The sequence below is a fragment of the Chryseobacterium sp. JJR-5R genome, from assembly GCF_034047335.1.
Lineage (GTDB): Bacteria > Bacteroidota > Bacteroidia > Flavobacteriales > Weeksellaceae > Chryseobacterium.
The window spans coordinates 557,087-577,201 of sequence record NZ_CP139137.1; the positions used below are offsets into that span (position 1 = coordinate 557,087).

Annotated in this window: 24 protein-coding genes; 21 read left to right on the forward strand and 3 right to left on the reverse strand. The window is 39.9% G+C overall.

Annotated elements, in window-relative coordinates:
- Positions 1–88: 88 nt before the first annotated feature.
- From SD427_RS02615 to SD427_RS02715, 21 genes are all read left to right on the forward strand, one after another.
- Complete coding sequence (locus SD427_RS02615) at positions 89–679, forward strand: TetR/AcrR family transcriptional regulator (protein ID WP_320559760.1); 591 nt, start codon at positions 89–91, stop codon at positions 677–679.
- A 256-nt stretch (positions 680–935) separates the two neighbouring features.
- Entirely contained in the window at positions 936–2,255 is a 1,320-nt protein-coding gene (locus SD427_RS02620) for a phenylacetate--CoA ligase (RefSeq protein ID WP_320559761.1), read from the forward strand.
- Positions 2,252–3,337 (forward strand): 2Fe-2S iron-sulfur cluster-binding protein, encoded by a 1,086-nt coding sequence (locus SD427_RS02625; RefSeq protein ID WP_320559762.1) that lies wholly within the window; start codon positions 2,252–2,254, stop codon positions 3,335–3,337. The genes SD427_RS02620 and SD427_RS02625 overlap by 4 nt, the downstream gene beginning before the upstream one ends.
- A gap of 114 nt (positions 3,338–3,451) precedes the next feature.
- Positions 3,452–4,387: a 1,2-phenylacetyl-CoA epoxidase subunit PaaA gene (gene paaA, locus SD427_RS02630; protein WP_320559763.1), complete on the forward strand. Its 936-nt coding sequence runs from the start codon at positions 3,452–3,454 to the stop codon at positions 4,385–4,387.
- Between the two features lie 116 nt (positions 4,388–4,503).
- Complete coding sequence (paaB, locus tag SD427_RS02635) at positions 4,504–4,785, forward strand: 1,2-phenylacetyl-CoA epoxidase subunit PaaB (protein WP_034695796.1); 282 nt, start codon at positions 4,504–4,506, stop codon at positions 4,783–4,785.
- Positions 4,786–4,874: 89 nt separating this feature from the next.
- Positions 4,875–5,624, forward strand: coding sequence for a 1,2-phenylacetyl-CoA epoxidase subunit PaaC (gene paaC / locus SD427_RS02640; RefSeq protein ID WP_320559764.1), 750 nt, complete (start codon positions 4,875–4,877; stop codon positions 5,622–5,624).
- A gap of 97 nt (positions 5,625–5,721) precedes the next feature.
- Positions 5,722–6,186 (forward strand): 1,2-phenylacetyl-CoA epoxidase subunit PaaD, encoded by a 465-nt coding sequence (gene paaD / locus SD427_RS02645; RefSeq protein ID WP_320559765.1) that lies wholly within the window; start codon positions 5,722–5,724, stop codon positions 6,184–6,186.
- A gap of 93 nt (positions 6,187–6,279) precedes the next feature.
- A complete protein-coding gene (locus SD427_RS02650; RefSeq protein ID WP_320559766.1) occupies positions 6,280–7,080 on the forward strand; it encodes an enoyl-CoA hydratase/isomerase family protein in 801 nt (266 codons plus the stop codon).
- 170 nt (positions 7,081–7,250) lie between these two features.
- Positions 7,251–7,469 (forward strand): four helix bundle protein, encoded by a 219-nt coding sequence (locus tag SD427_RS02655; protein ID WP_320561003.1) that lies wholly within the window; start codon positions 7,251–7,253, stop codon positions 7,467–7,469.
- Positions 7,470–7,509: 40 nt separating this feature from the next.
- Complete coding sequence (locus SD427_RS02660; RefSeq protein ID WP_320559767.1) at positions 7,510–8,643, forward strand: 3-hydroxyacyl-CoA dehydrogenase NAD-binding domain-containing protein; 1,134 nt, start codon at positions 7,510–7,512, stop codon at positions 8,641–8,643.
- Positions 8,644–8,664: 21 nt separating this feature from the next.
- Positions 8,665–8,979 (forward strand): hypothetical protein, encoded by a 315-nt coding sequence (locus SD427_RS02665; RefSeq protein WP_320559768.1) that lies wholly within the window; start codon positions 8,665–8,667, stop codon positions 8,977–8,979.
- 2 nt (positions 8,980–8,981) lie between these two features.
- The gene (locus tag SD427_RS02670; protein ID WP_320559769.1) at positions 8,982–9,395 is read left to right on the forward strand and encodes a hotdog fold thioesterase; all 414 of its coding nucleotides are present in this window, start codon (positions 8,982–8,984) and stop codon (positions 9,393–9,395) included.
- An 87-nt stretch (positions 9,396–9,482) separates the two neighbouring features.
- Entirely contained in the window at positions 9,483–10,691 is a 1,209-nt protein-coding gene (gene pcaF / locus SD427_RS02675) for a 3-oxoadipyl-CoA thiolase (protein WP_320559770.1), read from the forward strand.
- A gap of 45 nt (positions 10,692–10,736) precedes the next feature.
- Positions 10,737–11,330 (forward strand): transferase hexapeptide repeat family protein, encoded by a 594-nt coding sequence (locus SD427_RS02680; protein ID WP_320559771.1) that lies wholly within the window; start codon positions 10,737–10,739, stop codon positions 11,328–11,330.
- Positions 11,331–11,405: 75 nt separating this feature from the next.
- A complete protein-coding gene (locus SD427_RS02685) occupies positions 11,406–11,984 on the forward strand; it encodes a transposase (RefSeq protein WP_320559772.1) in 579 nt (192 codons plus the stop codon).
- Between the two features lie 93 nt (positions 11,985–12,077).
- Entirely contained in the window at positions 12,078–12,905 is an 828-nt protein-coding gene (locus SD427_RS02690) for an alpha/beta hydrolase (RefSeq protein WP_320559773.1), read from the forward strand.
- Between the two features lie 8 nt (positions 12,906–12,913).
- The gene (locus SD427_RS02695) at positions 12,914–13,174 is read left to right on the forward strand and encodes a hypothetical protein (protein WP_320559774.1); all 261 of its coding nucleotides are present in this window, start codon (positions 12,914–12,916) and stop codon (positions 13,172–13,174) included.
- Positions 13,175–13,211: 37 nt separating this feature from the next.
- A complete protein-coding gene (gene paaZ / locus SD427_RS02700) occupies positions 13,212–15,707 on the forward strand; it encodes a phenylacetic acid degradation bifunctional protein PaaZ (RefSeq protein ID WP_320559775.1) in 2,496 nt (831 codons plus the stop codon).
- A gap of 66 nt (positions 15,708–15,773) precedes the next feature.
- Complete coding sequence (locus SD427_RS02705; protein WP_320559776.1) at positions 15,774–16,310, forward strand: SMI1/KNR4 family protein; 537 nt, start codon at positions 15,774–15,776, stop codon at positions 16,308–16,310.
- Positions 16,311–16,360: 50 nt separating this feature from the next.
- On the forward strand, positions 16,361–17,125 hold the full coding sequence (locus SD427_RS02710) for a DUF4241 domain-containing protein (protein WP_320559777.1): 765 nt from the start codon (positions 16,361–16,363) through the stop codon (positions 17,123–17,125).
- Between the two features lie 3 nt (positions 17,126–17,128).
- Positions 17,129–17,815, forward strand: a complete 687-nt coding sequence (locus tag SD427_RS02715) for an SMUG2 DNA glycosylase family protein (protein ID WP_320559778.1) — start codon at positions 17,129–17,131, stop codon at positions 17,813–17,815.
- Between the two features lie 128 nt (positions 17,816–17,943).
- Here SD427_RS02715 and SD427_RS02720 read toward each other — a convergent pair whose 3' ends face one another.
- The 3 genes from SD427_RS02720 to SD427_RS02730 are packed head-to-tail and all read right to left on the reverse strand — an operon-like array spanning position 17,944 to position 19,927.
- The gene (locus tag SD427_RS02720; RefSeq protein ID WP_320559779.1) at positions 17,944–18,771 is read right to left on the reverse strand and encodes a T9SS type A sorting domain-containing protein; all 828 of its coding nucleotides are present in this window, start codon (positions 18,769–18,771) and stop codon (positions 17,944–17,946) included.
- 27 nt (positions 18,772–18,798) lie between these two features.
- The gene (locus SD427_RS02725; RefSeq protein WP_320559780.1) at positions 18,799–19,344 is read right to left on the reverse strand and encodes a phage tail protein; all 546 of its coding nucleotides are present in this window, start codon (positions 19,342–19,344) and stop codon (positions 18,799–18,801) included.
- Positions 19,345–19,381: 37 nt separating this feature from the next.
- Positions 19,382–19,927, reverse strand: coding sequence for a phage tail protein (locus SD427_RS02730; RefSeq protein WP_320559781.1), 546 nt, complete (start codon positions 19,925–19,927; stop codon positions 19,382–19,384).
- Between the last annotated feature and the right edge of the window lie 188 nt (positions 19,928–20,115).

The window sequence follows — 20,115 nt, forward strand, 5'->3', positions numbered from 1 at the left end:
GGACTTCAATGGGTGTATAAAATACTCAGGCCATTGCGTTAAAAATCATCTTCTCAAAATCAGGTTATTAAAATCAAAATAATTACTTTTGCCTCCATTGATGGAACTGAAAGAAAAACAAAGGAAAATACTGGACATTGCCGTAGAACTTTTCAAAGAGAAAGGGTATATGGGCAGCTCTGTACGGGATCTGGCCACAAGGCTGAACATCAAGGCCGCCTCTTTATATGCGCACATCCGTTCCAAAGAAGAAATTCTGGAATGGATCTGCTTCGGGATTGCCAATGATTTCTTTACCGAACTTCAGAAAGTGAAAACTACCGGTATTCCTCCTAAGGAAAAGCTGAATCTCTTTATTGATAAGCATTTGTCTGTTGTTCTTAAAAACCGTGACGTCACCCATATTTATTCTAATGAATGGAAGCATCTGGAAGAAAGGCTGCCTGAATTTATAGAGCTGAGAAAAAATTACCAGCAGGAGGTAGAAGAGCTCATCTCTGAAATCTACCAGGCAGAAAACTGGGAGCTTAAGTCTCCGGCTTTCACCACAAGGTTTATACTTCATACCCTGAACAACTCGTATTTCTGGTTCAAAAGAAATATTGAGTCCACTACCGAAATCACCGATGAAATACGGGATAAGATCCTTTTCGGACTGCTTGGAAATAATAAAAAATAATTTAATTCTAAATTTTTACCAAAGCTTAAACTGCAATTTGTTGTTCCGCAGGAACCTCAACATGATTAAGATGTACGCTTAGATTAGTTCGGATGGAAGATTTTGTGGATTTTTTAAGCGCCTTTTTTATCATTATGAAAACATAGCCATCTTAATAAAGGATTCTCTTAACCTAAAGGTGACAAAAATCATAAAAATTTTGCCAGGTCATAAAATCTTTTTACATTTACACCTAACAAGTGTTAGTTAATTGATTATGGATTTCCCGGTTGAATATTTACAATTAGATCAGTTAAGGCACCTCCAGTCGGAAAGATTGGTGGGTCTGGTACATTATCTTCAGGAAAGATCTGATTTTTACAGAGGGAAATTCAATGAATCAGGAATATCGCCTGATGATATAAAATCAATAGAAGACATCACAAAGCTTCCGGTTACCTTTAAAAAGGACTTAAGGGACCATTATCCTTTCGGTTTATTTACGGTTCCGAAAAACGAGCTGCAGAGAATCCATTGTTCAAGCGGTACCACCGGTAAACCTACAGTAGTAGGGTATACCAGCGAAGATGTTAACCTGTTCAGTGAAGTGGTTGCCAGGTCATTGAATGCAGCCGGCGCAAAACCGGGAATGCAGTTACATAACGCTTATGGTTACGGGATTTTCACAGGCGGGCTCGGGCTTCATTACGGTGCAGAAAAATTAGGCATGAGCGTTCTCCCTGTTTCGGGAGGAATGACGGCCAGGCAGGTTGATTTAATCATCGATTTCAGGCCTGAAGTCCTTTGCTGCTCGCCTTCTTATGCTTTAACCATTGCTGATGAATTTACAAAAAGAGGAATCCCGGTAGACGAAATCAGTTTACAATATGCCGTATTGGGTTCAGAGCCCTGGACGGAAATCATCAGGCATCATATTGAAGAAAAACTGGGTGTACATGCTACCAATATCTACGGCTTAAGTGAGATCATCGGGCCCGGAGTCTCTATGGAAGACTTTGAGGAAAAAGGAGGTTCTTACATCTGGGAAGACCATTTTTATCCGGAAATCTTAGACCCGATTACAAAAGAGCCGCTTCCGCTGGGCGAAGAAGGGGTTTTGGTGATTACGACTTTAACGAAAAAAGCCATGCCGCTGCTGCGCTATTGGACCAATGATATCACAAGTCTGTATTACGACAAAAATGCCAAAAGGACCATGGTTAAAATGAAACCGATTCTTGGCCGTGCCGATGATATGCTGATTGTAAGAGGTGTCAATGTATACCCGAGCCAGATTGAAGAAGCATTTTCCCATGTAAAAGGCGTAGTGCCGAATTATTACCTGACCCCGGTTGAAAAAGAACAGATGTGCGTGGCACTGGATATTGATGTTGAGATTGATGATGTACTCGTAACGGAAGAAAATCTGGAATTAGATACAGATGCATACCTCGATTTCACAGGAAATTTCGGGAAAAACATCGAAAACGAAATCAAAAAAAGGGTAGGAATTACCACAAAAGTAAAAATCCATGCCCAGGACAGTTTGCCTAAATGCGAAGGTGGAAAAATTAACAGAATACTAAAATCGAAATGAATTCATTTTATAAACTAAAAACGGTAAAAGTTCAGAAAGATACCAGCGATGCCGTTAATGTTGCACTGGAAATTCCTGAAGAGCTGAAAGACAAATTCAGGTTCAGGCAGGGCCAGTACCTTAACTTTAAACTGATGGTTAACGGTAACGAAGAACGCCGTTCTTATTCCATCTGCAATGCTCCGAGTGAGAGAGGCAATACGCTGGAAGTATTGGTGAAGCTGTTGGAAGGCGGGAAGGTTTCCGGATATTTCAATGAGCATCTTCACATGGATGAAGTTCTGGAAGTGATGCCTCCGATGGGCAGTTTTAATACTTCGTATCACCCCACCAATACAAAAACATATGTCGGTTTAGCGGCAGGAAGCGGGATCAGCCCGATTCTTTCCAATATAAAGGAAAGCCTTTATCAGGAGCCTAATTCGAATGCTTATCTGTTTTACAGCAACAGGAGCATGAACCATGTGATGAAAAAAGCAGAGATTGATGCACTGGTGGAACAGTTCAGTGGCAGGCTGAAAGTGGTTTACCTCGTCAGTCGTGAAAAGCATGAGGACCCGATTTTTGAAGGAAGGATCTCTCCTGAAAAATTAGATCTTTTATTTGAAAGGTATACCGATATTGATATCAGGGAAGCCACTTATTTTATCTGCGGGCCTTCGGAAATGATCAAAGGGATTTCAGATTATTTAAAGAAAGAGAAAAAAGTACCGGCGATTCAGGTTTTATTTGAATATTTCTCGGCTCCGGATGAAGAGGATTCTGCGGAAATGAGTGATGAATTCAAAGCAATTGCCAATATCGAAAGCATGGTGACGGTGATTATCGATGATGATGAATATTCTTTCCACCTCAATTCAAAAAAAGAAAGTATCTTAGATAAAGCGTTGAAAGACAATCTTCCTGTGCCTTTTGCCTGTAAAGGAGGCGTGTGTTGTACGTGTAAAGCGGAAGTTCTCGAAGGAGAAGTTTTCATGGAGAAAAACTACGCGCTTACCGAAGAAGAAGTAGCCAGAGGCTTTGTTCTGACCTGCCAGTGCCACCCGACAACCAATGTGGTGATGCTTAATTATGATGTTTAAGACGATTTGAAAATGAGAAAATGTGCTAATTTGAAAATGCCATTATCGTGTTTTAATTTTCAAATTGCCTAATTCGCAGATTTTCAAATTATTTAATTTTTAAATTCAAAAATTATGGACTTAGAAAAATTCGTACAATACGTACACGAAGAAAATAAAGTAGAACCGAAAGATGTAATGCCATATGATTACAGGAAGTTATTGGTTCGCCAGATTTCACAGCACGCCCATTCTGAGATCGTCGGAATGCTGCCGGAAGCCAACTGGATTTCCAGGGCACCCTCGCTGAGAAGGAAAATGGCGCTTCTGGCTAAAGTTCAGGATGAGGCCGGTCACGGTTTATATCTGTATTCTGCCACTGAAACCTTAGGAAACGGAACGATCAGGGCAGACCGGGATGCCACTTACGACGATATGCTTTCAGGAAAAGCGAAATATTCAAGTATTTTCAATTATCCTACCTTAAGCTGGGCAGATATCGGTGCCATCGGCTGGCTGGTTGACGGTGCTGCGATCATGAACCAGGTAATGCTGATGGGAAATTCTTACGGGCCTTATTCCAGAGCCATGGTGAAAATCTGTAAAGAAGAATCTTTCCACCAAAGACAGGGATACGAGATTCTGATGGCCCTTTGCCGGGGGACCAAGCAGCAGAAAGAAATGGCCCAACGGTCTTTAGACCAGTTCTGGTGGCCGGCTTTAATGATGTTCGGCCCAAATGACGACAGTTCGCCGAATTCTAAAATCTCGATGAACTACAGGGTGAAGAGGGAAAGCAATGACAGCCTGCGCCAGAGATTCGTGGATGTTACCGTTGCTCAGGCTGAATTCCTGGGATTAACCATTCCTGATAAAGATCTGAAATGGAATGAAGAAAGGCAGCATTATGATTTCGGGGAACTTCCGTGGGGTGAATTCATGGAAATCTTAAAAGGAAACGGACCGTGCAACAAAAAGCGTATTGAAACCAAGAGAAAAGCACAGCGGGAAAATTCCTGGGTAAAAGAAGCAGCGGCAGCCTTTGCAGAGAAACAACAAAAAGTAATATAATTTGAAAATGTACTAATTTGAAAATTACCTTCAATGTATTATTTATTATCAAATTTTCAATTAGACAGAATCATCAATTTTCAAATTAAATAATTTTCAAATTTTCAAATTGAATTATGGCAAATTTAGATATGTGGGAAGTGTTTATCCAGACGAAACCGGGATTGTCCCATAAACATGTTGGCATCGTACAGGCACCAACAGCAGAAATGGCATTGCAGAATGCAAGAGACGTGTATACCAGAAGAAAAGAAGGGACTTCCGTTTGGGTGGTTCCAAGTAAATATATTGTGACTTCAGAAGGAATTGATAAAGAAGCTTTCTTTGATCCGGCTGATGACAAACTGTACCGCCATCCGACATTCTATGAGATTCCTAACGATGTAAAAAATATGTAATTAATAAAGATTATAAGAAGCGAGATATCAGATAATAGACTTTCTATCAATCTGATATCTAATGTCTGAAATCTGAAATCTACTAAACAATGAATCCATTATATAATTATTTATTAAAACTGGCAGACGACAGCTTCATTATGGGACAGCGCTTATCGGCATGGTGCGGCGAAGGCCCTTACCTGGAGGAAGATATTGCATTGACGAATATTGCCCTGGATGAGCTGGGACAGGCCAACAACTTTTACGTATACGCTTCAAGAGTGGCAGACAACGGCAAAAGCGAAGATGATCTGGCTTTCTTAAGGCATGAGCATGAATATGTAAATGCACACTGGGCAGAGCTTCCGAACGAAGATTATGCACAGACGATCCTGAAAGTATATGTTTTCTCTGTCTATCAGAAACTGATGTACGAGGCCTTATCAAATTCTGCCGATGAAGAACTTTCCGCCATTGCTCAGAAATCCTTGAAAGAAGTAAGGTATCATTACACACATGCTGCTTCATGGATGAAAATTTTTGCTCAGGGAACACAAGAAAGCAGCAATCGTTTGGTAAAAGCCGTTGACAATATCTGGGAATATACCCAAGGCTTATTTGCGAAAGTGGAGGGAGAAGATGATTTAATCGTTTTAAATGTAGCTCCGGACGTCGACGCTCTGTATGGGGATTTTATATCTGTTACCACACGGGATTTTCAGGATTTCGGTTTGGAATATCCTGCAAATCCATTCATGCAGCCAAAATCACGGACAGGTTATCATACGGAATATTTCGGATTCATGCTTTGTGAACTGCAGTATATGCAGAGAGCATATCCGGGATGTACGTGGTAAAAAAATCAATGTGTTAATTTGAAAATGTGCTGATCTGAAAATGGCAAACTGCTTTTAATTTTCAAATTCCCAAATTTTCAAATTTTCAAAATAACAAATGAAAAATCCTTTAGAAATATTAGAATTGGTTCCTGATCCGGAAATTCCGGTAATCAATATCGTGGAACTGGGCATTGTCAGAGAGGCAAAAGTGACGGGCGGGAATTCCTGTGAAGTAACGATCACGCCAACCTATTCTGCCTGTCCCGCTATGTTTACCATTGAGGAAGACATCATCAAGATCATGAAGGAAAACGGATGGGATGCAAAAGTAGTCACCAAAATGTTTCCGATCTGGACAACAGACTGGCTGACGGATGAAGCGAGGGAAAAACTCCGGGTTTACGGAATCACACCGCCCGAAAAAGGAGCAGACGAACATCACATCGGAAAACCGAAAAAATGCCCGCGCTGCGGCTCGATGCACTCAAAACAGATCAGCAGGTTCGGGTCTACGCTGTGTAAAGCATCTTACCAGTGCCTGGACTGCCTGGAGCCTTTTGATTATTTTAAATGCCATTAAACAATTTGAAAAATATGCTGATTTGAAAATGAGTAAATTAGTAGTGAAATCAGAATTTTTAAATTGACTAATTTTCAAATAAAAATTTAAACTATGTACACACAACTGGATATCGAAACGCATTTTGACGGGAAACTGAAAATTGCCTACCTTAATCAACCGGATACGATGAACGCGCTTACCAAGCCGTCTTTATCAGATCTTAAAGATTTTATTAAAGAATGCAGCCATGACGAAACCGTAAGGTGCGTTGCCATTTCAGGACGGGGAAGGGCATTCTGTTCCGGACAGAATCTGGATGATGCTTTCATTCAGGGAAATGAACATCGTGATGACGATATCATCAGAAAGATCGTGGTAGATTATTACAATCCTTTGGTGAATGAAATTACACGTTGCAGAAAACCGGTTGTTGCCTTGGTAAACGGTCCTGCAGTAGGAGCCGGTGCTATGCTAGCCCTGATTTCTGATTTTGTTCTGGCTGCCGATAAAGCCTATTTTGCCCAAGCATTCTCCAATATCGGCTTGATTCCTGATACTGGTGGAACATACTTCTTGCCGAAATTACTGGGCAGGCAACTGGCAAATTATTTAGCATTTACAGGGAAAAGATTATCTGCGGAAGAAGCAAAATCTTACGGTTTGGTAGCTGAGGTTTTCAGTGAAGAGGAATTTGCACCCAAATCAATGGAAATCCTTGAAAAAATGGCCAATATGCCGACTGCTGCCATTAAATTAACCAAAAAAGCTTTTGCCCAGTCATACCACAATACATTGAAAGAGCAGCTGGAGTTAGAAGGCGACCTGCAGCAGGAAGCAGCAGAAACAGAAGATTTTAAAGAAGGCGTACAGGCATTTTTACAAAAAAGAAAACCTGATTATAAAGGAAGATAATCAATTTGAAAATGAATTAATTTGAGAATTTGAAAATAAGGAATGACAGAGAAAACATTATTGTAGCTAAGACTTTCGATTTTGCTTTGGATATTATAGAATTTTCATAAGATTTATATGAAACTAAAAAATTTTCTTTAGCAAATCAAATTTTCAGGTCGGGAACTTCAATTGGAGCAAATGTAAGAGAGGCTCAAAACGCGGAAAGCAAAGCAGATTCTATTCATAAGTTAAAAATTGCAGCGAAAGAAAGTGATGAAACAGAATATTGGCTTTTGTTGTGTTTAAAATCTCCGCATCTCAAATCTCCAAACGAAAAATTAATTTCCGATTTAAAAGAAATTTTATTAATTCTGTCTAAAATTATTTCAAGTTCAAAGCTTAAATAATTTTCAAATTAACTCATTCTCAGATTTTCAAATTAAATATATGAATATAGGAATTATCGGTGCCGGAACGATGGGAATGGGCATCGCACAGGTAGCCGCCACGAACGGATGCAAGGTTTGGGTCTATGACACCAACGCAAAACAGATAGAGACGGCAACCGTAGGTTTAGAAAAAACATTGACCAGATTGGTTGATAAACAAAAAATTTCGGCAGAAAAAATGACTGAAATTTTAGCGAATATTTCCATCGCTACAGAATTGAAGGACTTCAAAGATTGCGAATTAATCATCGAAGCTATCATCGAAAACAAGGAAATCAAAACCAAAGTTTTCACAGAACTGGAGAAACATATTTCAGAAAGCTGTGTGATTGCTTCCAATACATCATCCATTTCCATCACCTCTCTCGGTGCTGAATTACAGAAACCGGAGCGTTTCATCGGGATCCACTTCTTTAACCCGGCACCGCTGATGCCATTGGTTGAGGTAATCCCATCTTTGCTGACTGAAAAATCATTACCGGAAAAAATATACAGCCTGATGAAAGACTGGGGTAAAACACCCGTGATTGCCAAAGATATTCCCGGATTCATCGTAAACAGGATTGCCCGCCCGTATTATGGGGAAGGTCTTAGGATTGTGGAAGAAAACATTGCCACCGTAGAACAGGTGGATGATGCGATGAAAACTTTAGGAAATTTTAAAATGGGTCCGTTTGAACTTATGGATCTCATTGGGGTAGATGTGAATTTTTCGGTAACAAAAACAGTATACAACGAATATTTTTACGATCCGAAATACAAGCCGTCCCTATTGCAGCAAAGGATGTCTGAAGCCAAGCTTCACGGTCGGAAAACCGGAAAGGGATTCTATGATTATGCAGAGGGAGCGACAAAAACCGAACCTCTGAAAGATGAGACGCTGTACAGGCAGATTTTCCTGAGAATTATCTCCATGCTGATCAATGAAGCCGTTGAAGCCAAAAGATTAGGCATTGCGAGCGACGAAGACATCGAACTGGCCATGCAGAAAGGCGTCAATTACCCGAAAGGATTATTGGCCTGGGGAAAAGAAATCGGGTATGCAGAAATCTCCGGAATCCTGCAGGATCTTTACAAAGAATACCAGGAAGAAAGGTACAGGCAAAGCCCGTTACTGCGTAAATTAAATTGATTTAATTTTCAAATTAATAGTATGGATATAGACGGATTCAGAGCAGAATTGGAAACAAGGCTTCTCATTGAAAAAGAGTACATCATTCAGGAGCTTTCTTCAATAAATGATGATCAGGAAAAACTTGAGCTATTAGGAAAGTTTAATAAAAAATATAAAGCATTGATTAAAAGATTAGCCAGTGAATATGGCATTGATTTAAATGCTCCTTATTCAAATGAAAATCCGTTAGATTCAGAAAGCCTCTCACACGAACAGGTAATTCTCGGCAGAACCATGAATATTTATGATAAATTGTCTGATGAATTATATGAACAAATAAATAGCGTATATTAAAGATGAATCCAAGACAGGTTGCAGAATATATGTTTGATCAGGATGAGTTTTCCCAATGGATGAATATCAAAATGATCGATATCAAAGAAAATTACTGTTTGCTGGAAATGCCCATCAGAAAAGAGATGATCAACGGGTTAAAAACAGTCCACGGCGGCGTTACGTTTGCTTTTGCAGACTCTGCGCTGGCATTCTCTTCCAACAATACCGGAGATGCAGCTGTTGCCTTAAACTGCATCATCAATTTTACCAAAGCCGGGAAAGAAGGTGATATTTTCAGAGCAGAAAGTATACTGGCAAACAATACCAGGAAAACTGCTGTTTACGATATTAAAATTACCAATCAAAACAACGAACTGATTGCAAAATTCGTCGGGACAGTTTACAAAATAGGAAAAAAAGTAACAGAATTATAAATAAGCGAGAAGCTTGAAGCAACAGGCAGCAGGCTTTTTTTAAAGCTGTAAGCCTCCTGCATAGAGCTTAGAGCCTAAAGCAAAATTATGAACAACGTATATATCATAGACTATATCAGAACGCCCATTTCAAAACTGGGTGGAGCATTATCAGAAGTGAGAGCCGATGATTTGGCTGCTGTTGTGCTGAAAGAAATTATAGCCAGAAACCCTGAAGTTCCCGTTGAGGAAATTGAGGATGTTATTTTCGGATGCGCCAATCAGGCCGGTGAAGACAACAGGAATGTTGCGAGAATGGGACTTTTACTGGCTGGGCTTCCGTACAAAATAGGAGGGGAAACCGTAAACAGATTGTGTGCTTCGGGAATGTCGGCGGTGGCCAATGCTTTCCGTTCGATTGCTGCAGGAGAAGGTGAAATTTACATTGCCGGCGGAGTAGAACACATGACGCGTTCGCCTTATGTGATGTCTAAACCGAGCACCGCTTTCGGAAGAGACAGCCAGATGTTTGACACCACTTTCGGATGGAGGTTTGTGAATCCTAAAATGAAAGCGATGTACGGTGTTGACGCCATGGGAGACACTGCTGAAAACTTAGCGGAAATGCACGGCATCAGCCGTGAAGACCAGGATAAATTTGCCCTTTGGTCTCAGCAGAAAGCGACCCGGGCACAGGAAAGCGGAAGGCTGGCGGAAGAAATCGTAAAAGTTGAAATTTCACAGAAAAAAGGCGATCCGAAAATCTTTGATAAGGATGAATTCATCAAACCTGCTTCTTCAATGGAAGGATTGGGAAAACTTCGTCCCGCTTTCAAAAAAGAAGGAGGAACGGTAACAGCTGGAAATGCTTCAGGAATGAATGACGGCGCTGCCGCTTTAATTCTGGCAAGTGAAGAGGCAGTAAAGAAATACGGATTAAAACCAAAAGCAAAGATTCTGGGATCTTCTGTTGCCGGTGTTGAGCCGAGAATTATGGGAATCGGACCGGTGGAAGCCATACAGAAACTACTAAAAAGATTAAACCTTTCGTTAGATGAGATGGATGTTATTGAACTGAATGAAGCATTTGCAGCGCAGTCTTTAGCGGTAACCAGAACTTTAGGTTTACAGGATAATGATGCAAGAGTCAATCCAAACGGAGGAGCCATTGCCATTGGCCACCCGCTGGGCGTTTCCGGTGCGAGATTAATAGGTTCCGCGGCCCTGGAACTTCAGAAACAGGATAAAAAATATGCATTGTGTACCCTTTGTATCGGTGTCGGGCAGGGCTATGCAATGGTGATTGAAAAAGTATAATTAATTTCCAAATTAGCTCATTCTCAAATTTTTCAAATTAAAATTATGAAAGTTTATTCATATCACGGCATTCGCCCGATTATTAAACCCTCCGCTTACGTTCATCCGCAGGCGGTAATTATCGGGAATGTAGAAATCGGCGAAGAAGTTTATATCGGTCCGAACGCAGTGATCCGTGGCGACTGGGGCAAAATTATCGTAAAAGACGGGGCGAATGTTCAGGAAAACTGTACGCTTCACGTTTTTCCGGGGATTGAAACGGTTTTGGAAGAATCAGCACATATCGGCCATGGAGCCATTATTCATTCCGGGCATATCGGAAGAAACTGTCTGGTCGGAATGAATGCAGTGGTAATGGACAAAGCCGTTATCGGTGACGAATGCATCATTGGTGCACTGGCTTTTGTACCTGCCAATTTCAGGTGTGATGCGAGGAAACTGATTGTAGGAAGTCCGGCCAAAATTATCCGTGATGTTTCCGATGAAATGATCAAATGGAAAACGGAAGGCACAAAACTCTACCAGGAACTGGCAAGAGAAGGAAAAGACGCCATTCTGCCCTGCGAACCTTTTACGGAATATGTTCAGCAGATTCCTACAAAAGTGGTTGATTATGGTATTTGGGATGATGTGAAATAATTAACTTATCTAAATAAACCTCATAGGTTTTTAAAACCTATGAGGTTTGGAAATTACACACATAATGAAAGAAGAATGTCAAGTAAAGAAAGTTTTGAATGCGGATATGTTTATCATGTTTACACGCATGGTAACGGAAAGGATTTGATTTTTCGGGAAACTGAAAATTACAGATATTTTTTAGATAAACTTTTAAAATATATTATTCCAATAGCAGAAATATATGCGTATTGCTTGATGCCGAATCATTTTCATTTGTTGTTGAGGTTTAAAAATTTAGACTCAATTTTAGATGAGGATCAACATAAATATTTAATGAAGAGTTTTGGAAATTTCCTCAATTCTTATGCAAAAGCATTTAATAAAAAATATGATCGTAAGGGTGCACTTTTTCTTAATGCAGTAAAGCGGAAGAAAATATCAGATGAGAAATATTTACTGAAAGTTCTGCATTATATTCATAATAATCCGGTTAATCACGGATTTGTAAACAAGGCTGATCAATGGGAACATTCTTCATATAATTCATATCTGCATCCTGAAAAAAAAAGTAAATTAAACAGAATGGAGATCATGGGATATTTTGATTCACTTGAAGTTTTTAAAAATTATCACCGGTCTGATATTGAATATGATTTCTTAAATTTTGAATAATTGTTGATAAGTCAAACCTAACGGGTTTTTAAAACCCGTTAGGTTTCAATACATAGTCTCATGAAAATAATGGGAAAAAAATAGAACAAAAAAATGTACAAAAAAATTCTCATTTTCTGCAGTCTCCTGTTTGCATTTCAATTCATGGTCTCAGCCCAGAATACAAATGTAAAACCTTTAACCATCGGAGAAATAAGAACCTTAAATTCTAAGGTTTTAGATGAAGAAAGAACATTAAACATCTACCTTCCGCAGAATTTCAACAAAACAAAAACCTATCCGGTCATCTATCTTCTGGACGGAAGCATGAATGAGGATTTTATTCATGTTGTCGGCTTGGTGCAGTTTTTTAATCAAATGTATTGCATGCCTGAAACGATAGTGGTTGGAATTGCTAATATTGACAGAAAAAAAGACTTTACTTTTCATACGGATCTAAAGGATTTACAGAAAGATTATCCTACCACGGGACATTCGGCTCGGTTTATCAGTTTCCTGGAAAAAGAATTGAAGCCTTATGTTGAAAACCAGTTTAAAACCGGTGACAGTTACCTGTTCGGGCAATCGCTTGGCGGACTTCTGGCAACAGAAATTTTATTGAAAAAACCTGAAATGTTCAATAATTATTTTATCATCAGTCCGAGTTTGTGGTGGGATGATGAAAGCCTTTTAAAGCAGTCCAAACAGCTGCTTTCTAAATCAGCCGACAAAAAGAAATTTATATATGTTTCTGTCGGAAAAGGCGAGCATAAAGTAATGGTAAAAGATGCAGAAGATTTGTTTGACATTCTTAAAAAATCAAACAAAAAAAACTGGACGGTAGAATATAAAATGATGGAAACGGATAACCATGCAACCATTCTTCACAGAAGTCTGTATGAAGGTCTGGTAAAATTGTTTCCCTATCAGGAACCGAAATAAGAACAGTCATGATTAAACTGGAAAATTTTCTTAGGAAATATGGGTTTATAGTATTGGTTTTATGTTTTAAATTCAATGTCTTAGGATTCTTTTTCTATGTTGAGTCTTTGGAAACAGCCTATTTACTGGAATCTACAGGCCAGGATAAAATTGCAAAACTTGAATCAAAACAACATGTGTATGATATCCTTGTTGATATCGTCTTAATTCTGGATGCTGCCATTCTCCTGTTTTTAATCTGCTATGGAATCAGAAAAGCTTTAAAATAACTATTGAATATATTAAATTGAAAAAGTAAAAAACAATATGAACAAACTAAAAAACTATATCTACGGCGAATGGATAGAAGGCAACGGAAGCGGAATCCCTTTATACAATGCCGTAACCGGCGAGCAGGTTGCCGTTTCGGATACGGAAGGCCTGAATTTTGAGCAGGCACTGGATTACGGAAGAACGGTAGGGTACAAAAACCTTTCGTCTATGACCTTCTATGATCGTGGGGAAATGCTGAAGAAAGTGGCGCTTTATCTTTTGGAAAGAAAGAAAAAGTATTACGATTTATCATATAAAACAGGGGCAACGCATACAGATTCATGGGTAGATATTGAGGGAGGCTTCGGTACGTTCTTCACGTACTCAGGCTTGGCAAAAAGGATGCTTCCGAATACGCCGTTTTGGGTAGACGGCGATACCCAGAAAATTTCTGCTAACGGAACTTTCCTGGGAACGCATATTTTAACGCCGAGTGAAGGTGTTTCTGTGCAGATCAATGCCTATAATTTTCCGGTTTGGGGAATGCTGGAAAAATTATCAACTTCGTTGTTGGCAGGCGTCCCAAGCATTGTAAAGCCGTCTCCATATGGTTCATATGTAACAAATGCCGTTTTTCAGGATATGATTGAAAGCGGAATCCTCCCTGAAGGTGCGGTTCAGCTGGTTTGCGGCGATCCGGGAAATATTCTGGATTATGTTCAGGATGGCGATTCTGTGTTGTTCACAGGTTCGGCAGCAACAGGGAAAAAGCTGAAATCTTTACCTTCAGTTTCAGGAAATGCTGTCCGGTTCAATATGGAAGCAGATTCTTTAAACTGTTCAATTCTTGGATTGGATGCAAAGCCCGGAACTCCGGAATTTGATCTATTTATCAAGGAAGTCCGTACGGAAATGACGACGAAAGCAGGTCAGAAATGTACCGCAATCAGGAGGATTATTGTGCCTGAAAATTTAATCGGTGATGTTCAGAGTGCTTTATCTAAAGCTTTAGATCAGACAAAAATCGGGAATCCGTTAAGCAGAGAAACAAGAATGGGTTCTTTGGTTGGAAAACAGCAGTATGACGAGGTTTTAAGAAAAGTAGACCTTCTGAAAACTGAAAACGAACTGATTTATGACGGAAAGCATGAGCTTGTAGATGCAGATTATGACAACGGCGCATTCATGTCTCCAAAACTGTTCTTGAATGATTCTCCGTTCACTAAAAACATCTCTCACGATGTCGAAGCATTCGGTCCGGTTTCTACATTGATGCCTTACAGAGATGCGGAAGAAGCGGCAGCATTGGCAAAAAGGGGAAAAGGAAGCCTGGTAGGTTCCATTATCTCCCACGATGAAAAATTCGTGGCAGAAACGTCCTGGAAAATGGCTTCCCAGCACGGCAGAATTTTCGTGTTGAACAGAGACAGTGCAAAAGAAAGTACAGGCCACGGTTCACCGCTTCCTACTTTGATGCACGGCGGCCCCGGAAGGGCCGGCGGCGGTGAAGAAATGGGCGGACTGAACGGTCTTCATTTCTTTTTACAAAAAACAGCAATCCAGGGTTCTCCAGATATTTTAACGGCAATCACAAAAGTCTATCAGCAGGGCGCAGAGAAAAAATATGCAGATAAGCATCCTTTCCAGAAATATTTTGAAGATGTTGAAGTTGGAGATTCTTTGGAAACAGCAGGAAGAACAGTTACTGATGCAGATATCGTTAATTTTTCCAATGTTTCCTGGGATCATTTCTATGCCCATACAGATGCAACAAGTTTGTCGGGAACCATTTTCGATAAAACCGTAGCCCATGGTTATTTCATTCTTTCCGCAGCGGCCGGACTGTTTGTTTCAGGGAAGAAAGGCCCGGTTATCGCGAATTACGGATTGGAAAACTGTTCTTTCTTCAAGCCTGTGTATGCGGGCGATACAATCACGGTTTATTTAACGGCAAAAGAAAAGATCAACCGTGGCGTAAAAGGCAGGAATATCCCTTCCGGTGTGGTCAAATGGCTGGTTGAGGTAATCAATCAGAGAGATGAGATTGTTTGTGTAGCAACCATTTTAACGTTGGTGGCGAAAAATTCTCCTTTTATCAGTCTGAACCTTAAAGACATTCAGAAAACACTGAATGGTCTTACTGAAAGCACGCAGGCAAATTGGGGTAAAATGTCACCTCAGCAGATGATTGAGCATCTTGAACATGGAGTCTTGGTAAGCTTGGGAGAGCCGGAAGCAGATATCTGTTTCACACCGGAAGAGCAATTGGAGAAATGGCAGGATTCTCTGTACAACTACAGGAAAATGCCGAAAGATTTTATTGCCCCGTTCTTAAACGCAGACGGTTCATTACCTGAACCGAAACATAAAAACCTGGATGCTGCAAAACAGTCATTCATGGATAACCTCAAAAAATTCTCTGTTTATTATAAAGAGAACCCGCAGGCCGAACACATGAATTTCGTATTCGGAAAACTAAACAAAGAAATGTGGGAACTGATGCACAAAAAACATTTTACCCATCATTTTGAACAGTTTGGATTGATTTAATTCAGAATAAATAATGATATTTGAGGAAGCTTTTGACAAGGCTTCCTTTTTTAATAAACAAATAGTATGGAACAACAATTTTTCAAAGATTTCGATTTTACCGGTTTCTGGAATGAAAGCAGTTATTCTGAAAGGGATTATATCGAGGAATTTCCGGATGACGAAATGATTGCTTCTGTTGAACAGGAGCTGAGCTATAAGCTACCTGCCTCCTATGTTGAATTAATGAGAATCCAGAACGGAGGATTGGTAGAGAAAAGCTGTTTTCCTACAACCGAAAGAAGTTCCTGGGCAGATGATCATATAGCCATTACCGGAATTATGGGAATCGGGCGGGAGAAAACTTATGCTGTGTGTGGCGAACTCGGAAGCCGGTTCATGATTGATGAGTGGGGATATCCTGCAGACGGAGTTTATATTGCAGACTGTCCTTCTGCCGGCCATGATATGATCCTGCTGGATTATTCCAAATGTGGGAAAGACGGTGAGCCGGAGGTTATGCATGTTGATCAGGAAGATGATTACAGGAAAATTTTTCTGGCAAAAGATTTCGAAACTTTTATTAAAGGCTTAAAGGGCGAAGAAGAATTTGATGCAGAATAAATAAGGCGTATTTTTAATCCTTAATTCAACCAATTTAAAATATTAAAAAAATGAATGAAAACTGGATGCAGAAGTATGAGGAAGTAAAAAATATTTTGGTTTGTCCAACTGATTTGGAAACCTATTTTACTTCCGGTGAAATTGCCGGTCAGCAATTGGAAACCATGGAAATCGGAAATGTTTCCCTTCCTTCCGGAAAAGTGGTGGTGAGGGATCCTCTGGTTGCTCTGAATGCAAACCAATCCCCTTATTTCGTCGAAACTCCGAAAGGAAATTTTCCCGTAACAATTGCTGTCGTAAAGTCTGAAGACTGGGACGACAGGTATGCAGTGGTAAAAGTGGAGTTTACCAAAGAAAAGCCCATCGTCTACCGGGAAGCCCTGGTTGGAATTGAAGATTTGGTCGAAGATGATTTTTTCGGTTTCGGAGTGGATACGGGCTTAGGCTGTATTGCTGATGCAGAAGTACTTCCGTATGTGGATAAATTTGAAGCTGAACTGGATGCCGATAATATGTATGATGATTATTTTGCCGGACTTTTTGCGCAAAGTTATAAAGATCGTCCCGACAATCAGAGGGATTCAGGCGACTGGATCAACTGGACGGTCCCGAACACCGATTACCAGATCCCGATGTTTGCCAGCGGTTTCGGTGACGGTTCTTATCCTGTTTATTTTGGATATGATGCAAATGATGGGATCTGTGGATTGTATATTCAGTTTATTGATATTGAACTGGCACTAAGCGAAGAGGGTGATGACGAAGATTATAATGATGATGACCAGCCTGAGAATTTTGTTTTTATTAAAGATTAAAAGATGAAGAGAACTTTTGCTGATAAGGTTGTTGAATTTAACCGGAATCTAAAATATGACGGGAAATTACCGGGTGATTTTCAGGTGTTAAATCCTTATATCAGCAATCCCGAAACAATGAACGTTATGCAGAAGTTTTATCAGAAATATTATAATGATTTCAACTGCAGAAAATTTATTGTCGGGATTAACCCGAGCCGTCACGGCGCCGGGGTTACCGGCGTGCCTTTTACCGATACCAAACGGCTGGAAAGTGTCTGCGGAATCGCGATGACCTCTGCACGGACCCACGAAATTTCATCTGTTTTTATCTATGACATCATCGCTGAATACGGCGGGCCCGATGAATTTTATAAAGATATTTACATCAATTCACCTTTTCCGCTGGCCATTATAAGGAAGTCAAAAGGAAATTGGATCAACGCTAATTACTATGATGATAAAGAACTTTTCAACGAAGTAAAGGATTTTATGATCGATGCTTTAAAAAAGCATATCAGTCTAGGCCTTGATACTTCAGAGGTATTTATTTTAGGGAAAAAGAATGCAGATTTTATTTCAAAACTCAATCAGGAAGCCTCTCTTTTTGATAGAATGATGGTTTTGGAACATCCCAGATATATCCAGCAGTACAAGTCAAAAGAAAAACAGCTCTACATCGACAAATATATTCTGGCATTAAAACAGTAAAAATTCCCCTGAAAATATTTTCAGGGGAATTTATTACATTTATGTATTTAGAATCTTCCGCGATTGTTTATTATATCAAAAAGCTTTTGGTTATTAGTAATTGCTCTGATGGTAATCGATATGATATACTATTTTTTAATAATCGAGTAGGACTCCGAAGAAGATTTTACAGTATACATTCCTTTAGGGAGTTCTGAAATGTCTGCTTCATTGATCCCTTTTTTAGCCTCAATGGTTTTCACCAGCTGTCCTGCCTGGCTGTATACTTCAAACTTGGTATTTTCCGCCGCTTTAATAGTAATAGGCCCGCTTGTAGGATTTGGATAAATACCCGTTTCCTTTTTAGAAACTTTTACATCACTGGCAGACAATACAATTCCGGTATCTTTTACCCAGGTAAAAGCATCAAATGACAGGTATTGATAATTTCCTCCTGCTGTAATCTGCAACTGGTCAATTACGATATTACTGTAATTTTGTCCGTTAAGATTGGTGAGGTCAATTAAGGTATATCCATTGGTAACAGCTGTGGATGTATTAAAACCTGTGGTTTTTGTTTGTGTAAACTTGGTAACACCAGATAGTTTTCCCGTAATGGTAAGTGTTCCGGTAACATTCAGCTGAGTATTTGCAGCAGCAGCATATATCCAGAATCTGTTTACTTTAAAAAGATTGGAAGTGGTTTTGATACTGAATGAAGTTCCGGCTGACTGATTGCCGCTTCCTGTATTGTCAATATATCTGTTATCAACTGATGTCCCGTTCCAGCCGGTACCAGGATATGCAGCCTGTATATCGTATGTATTAACATTTGAGATAATATTGAAGATTACTCCGTTATCCGTGAAGCTTGAACTTCCGTTAGACTCTGTTTCAAATTGCTCTGTACTTGTCTGTCCAAATGAAATAAACGAGATGAAAAGACTGCAGATTGAATAAAGTAAAGAACTTTTCATGATTTAAATTTAAAGGTTTATGTATAATTATGGTCTTGAAGGGAAGATGCCTTGTACGCAGATAATATAGTTCAGTCCTAAATAAGGAGGCATATTGTCAATCGGCAGATTCTGACCTGTAAAGGTAACCGAAGCTGTATTGATAACAGTGTCGGGGGCAGTATCTACAAAGCTGGGTACAGCTGTGAATTCTCTCCCTGCCTGTGTTCCGGAAACAGCGATAGAAGAAGCAGATGAAGGTGTTGATGTAGTTGCGTTCGATTGTGAAACTCTAAGCTGGCTCACCATCGAAGGAAGGTTTGTGCTTAGTATAGTTGTTTGGGCGCTTCCTGCAGCTTCTCCGAGGTTAATACTTTTTCCGGTGTTTGAAGGTCCGACACCAATCGGTGCGCGGCCGTTTAGATTTGGCAATGCAAATGTCATTCTTCCGTCACCGCCATATACATTTCCTAACAGAGAAAAAAGTGCGGTGTTCTGGTTGATGTTTAATAACGCTCCGTTGCACAGCATATACCCTTTTGGAGCAAAATTGCCGGCGAACATTTTAATGGTTCCTAGTAGTTCTTCGTCCATAATATAAAAATTTAATTGTTAATAGAATTGGTAAAACTTATGGTCTGGATGGATATATTCCTTCTACACAGATAATGTAGTTGATTCCAACATAAGGCGGCATGTTGTTAACAGGTAGATTAGGACCTGTAAAAATTACGGATTGCGGATTGATTATTGTATCCGGAGCCGTATCAACAAAGCTTGGTACGGTTATAAATTCCCTGCCTGCTTGTGTTCCGCTTACCGCAAGCGATGTCGCAGATGAAGGTACCGCCGTTGTAGCATTGGACGAAGAAACTTTCATCTGGCTGCTGAAGCTTGGTAAATTTTGAGTTATAATTGTATTTTGTGGAGTTCCCGCCATTTCTCCCAGTTCATAAGACTCTCCTGTTGTGGAATTCCCTGCCCCGATCGGGTAACGGCCATTCAGATTAGGTAAAGCAAATGTGGTCTGTCCGTTGCCTCCGTATGTGGTTCCTAAAATTGTAAAAAGAGCCGAATATTGTGCAATGCTTAATAAAGCTCCGTTGCATAACATGTAACCTCTTGGGGCAAAATTTCCTGCGAAAGTCTTGATAACTCCCATTAATTCTTCGTCCATGATAATATATTTTTCAGTTTTAAATGTTCCTACTCTCTTATTGGCTTTTCGGATACCGCCATAATATTACATATCGTTGTCCTATTGACAGGCCAAAGTAACAACAATCGGCCGTTTCGCTGTAGCGTAGAAAATACCAAATTACCGATTACGTATTTCTACGGATCGGCTGTAAAGATATTAATAAA

Bases quoted from the DNA above. Each gene is read 5' to 3' on its own strand.
- SD427_RS02695 (WP_320559774.1), top strand. From the start codon at position 12,914: ATGATTAAACTGGAAAATTTTCTTAGGAAATATGGGTTTATAGTATTG.
- paaZ (WP_320559775.1), top strand. From the start codon at position 13,212: ATGAACAAACTAAAAAACTATATCTACGGCGAATGGATAGAAGGCAAC.
- SD427_RS02725 (WP_320559780.1), bottom strand. From the start codon at position 19,344: ATGGACGAAGAACTACTAGGAACCATTAAAATGTTCGCCGGCAATTTT.
- SD427_RS02650 (WP_320559766.1), top strand. From the start codon at position 6,280: ATGTACACACAACTGGATATCGAAACGCATTTTGACGGGAAACTGAAA.
- paaA (WP_320559763.1), top strand. From the start codon at position 3,452: ATGGACTTAGAAAAATTCGTACAATACGTACACGAAGAAAATAAAGTA.
- SD427_RS02705 (WP_320559776.1), top strand. From the start codon at position 15,774: ATGGAACAACAATTTTTCAAAGATTTCGATTTTACCGGTTTCTGGAAT.
- SD427_RS02625 (WP_320559762.1), top strand. From the start codon at position 2,252: ATGAATTCATTTTATAAACTAAAAACGGTAAAAGTTCAGAAAGATACC.
- paaC (WP_320559764.1), top strand. From the start codon at position 4,875: ATGAATCCATTATATAATTATTTATTAAAACTGGCAGACGACAGCTTC.
- SD427_RS02720 (WP_320559779.1), bottom strand. From the start codon at position 18,771: ATGAAAAGTTCTTTACTTTATTCAATCTGCAGTCTTTTCATCTCGTTT.
- SD427_RS02660 (WP_320559767.1), top strand. From the start codon at position 7,510: ATGAATATAGGAATTATCGGTGCCGGAACGATGGGAATGGGCATCGCA.
- pcaF (WP_320559770.1), top strand. From the start codon at position 9,483: ATGAACAACGTATATATCATAGACTATATCAGAACGCCCATTTCAAAA.
- SD427_RS02715 (WP_320559778.1), top strand. From the start codon at position 17,129: ATGAAGAGAACTTTTGCTGATAAGGTTGTTGAATTTAACCGGAATCTA.
- SD427_RS02680 (WP_320559771.1), top strand. From the start codon at position 10,737: ATGAAAGTTTATTCATATCACGGCATTCGCCCGATTATTAAACCCTCC.
- SD427_RS02620 (WP_320559761.1), top strand. From the start codon at position 936: ATGGATTTCCCGGTTGAATATTTACAATTAGATCAGTTAAGGCACCTC.
- paaD (WP_320559765.1), top strand. From the start codon at position 5,722: ATGAAAAATCCTTTAGAAATATTAGAATTGGTTCCTGATCCGGAAATT.
- SD427_RS02685 (WP_320559772.1), top strand. From the start codon at position 11,406: ATGTCAAGTAAAGAAAGTTTTGAATGCGGATATGTTTATCATGTTTAC.
- SD427_RS02665 (WP_320559768.1), top strand. From the start codon at position 8,665: ATGGATATAGACGGATTCAGAGCAGAATTGGAAACAAGGCTTCTCATT.
- SD427_RS02730 (WP_320559781.1), bottom strand. From the start codon at position 19,927: ATGGACGAAGAATTAATGGGAGTTATCAAGACTTTCGCAGGAAATTTT.
- SD427_RS02690 (WP_320559773.1), top strand. From the start codon at position 12,078: ATGTACAAAAAAATTCTCATTTTCTGCAGTCTCCTGTTTGCATTTCAA.
- SD427_RS02670 (WP_320559769.1), top strand. From the start codon at position 8,982: ATGAATCCAAGACAGGTTGCAGAATATATGTTTGATCAGGATGAGTTT.
- paaB (WP_034695796.1), top strand. From the start codon at position 4,504: ATGGCAAATTTAGATATGTGGGAAGTGTTTATCCAGACGAAACCGGGA.
- SD427_RS02710 (WP_320559777.1), top strand. From the start codon at position 16,361: ATGAATGAAAACTGGATGCAGAAGTATGAGGAAGTAAAAAATATTTTG.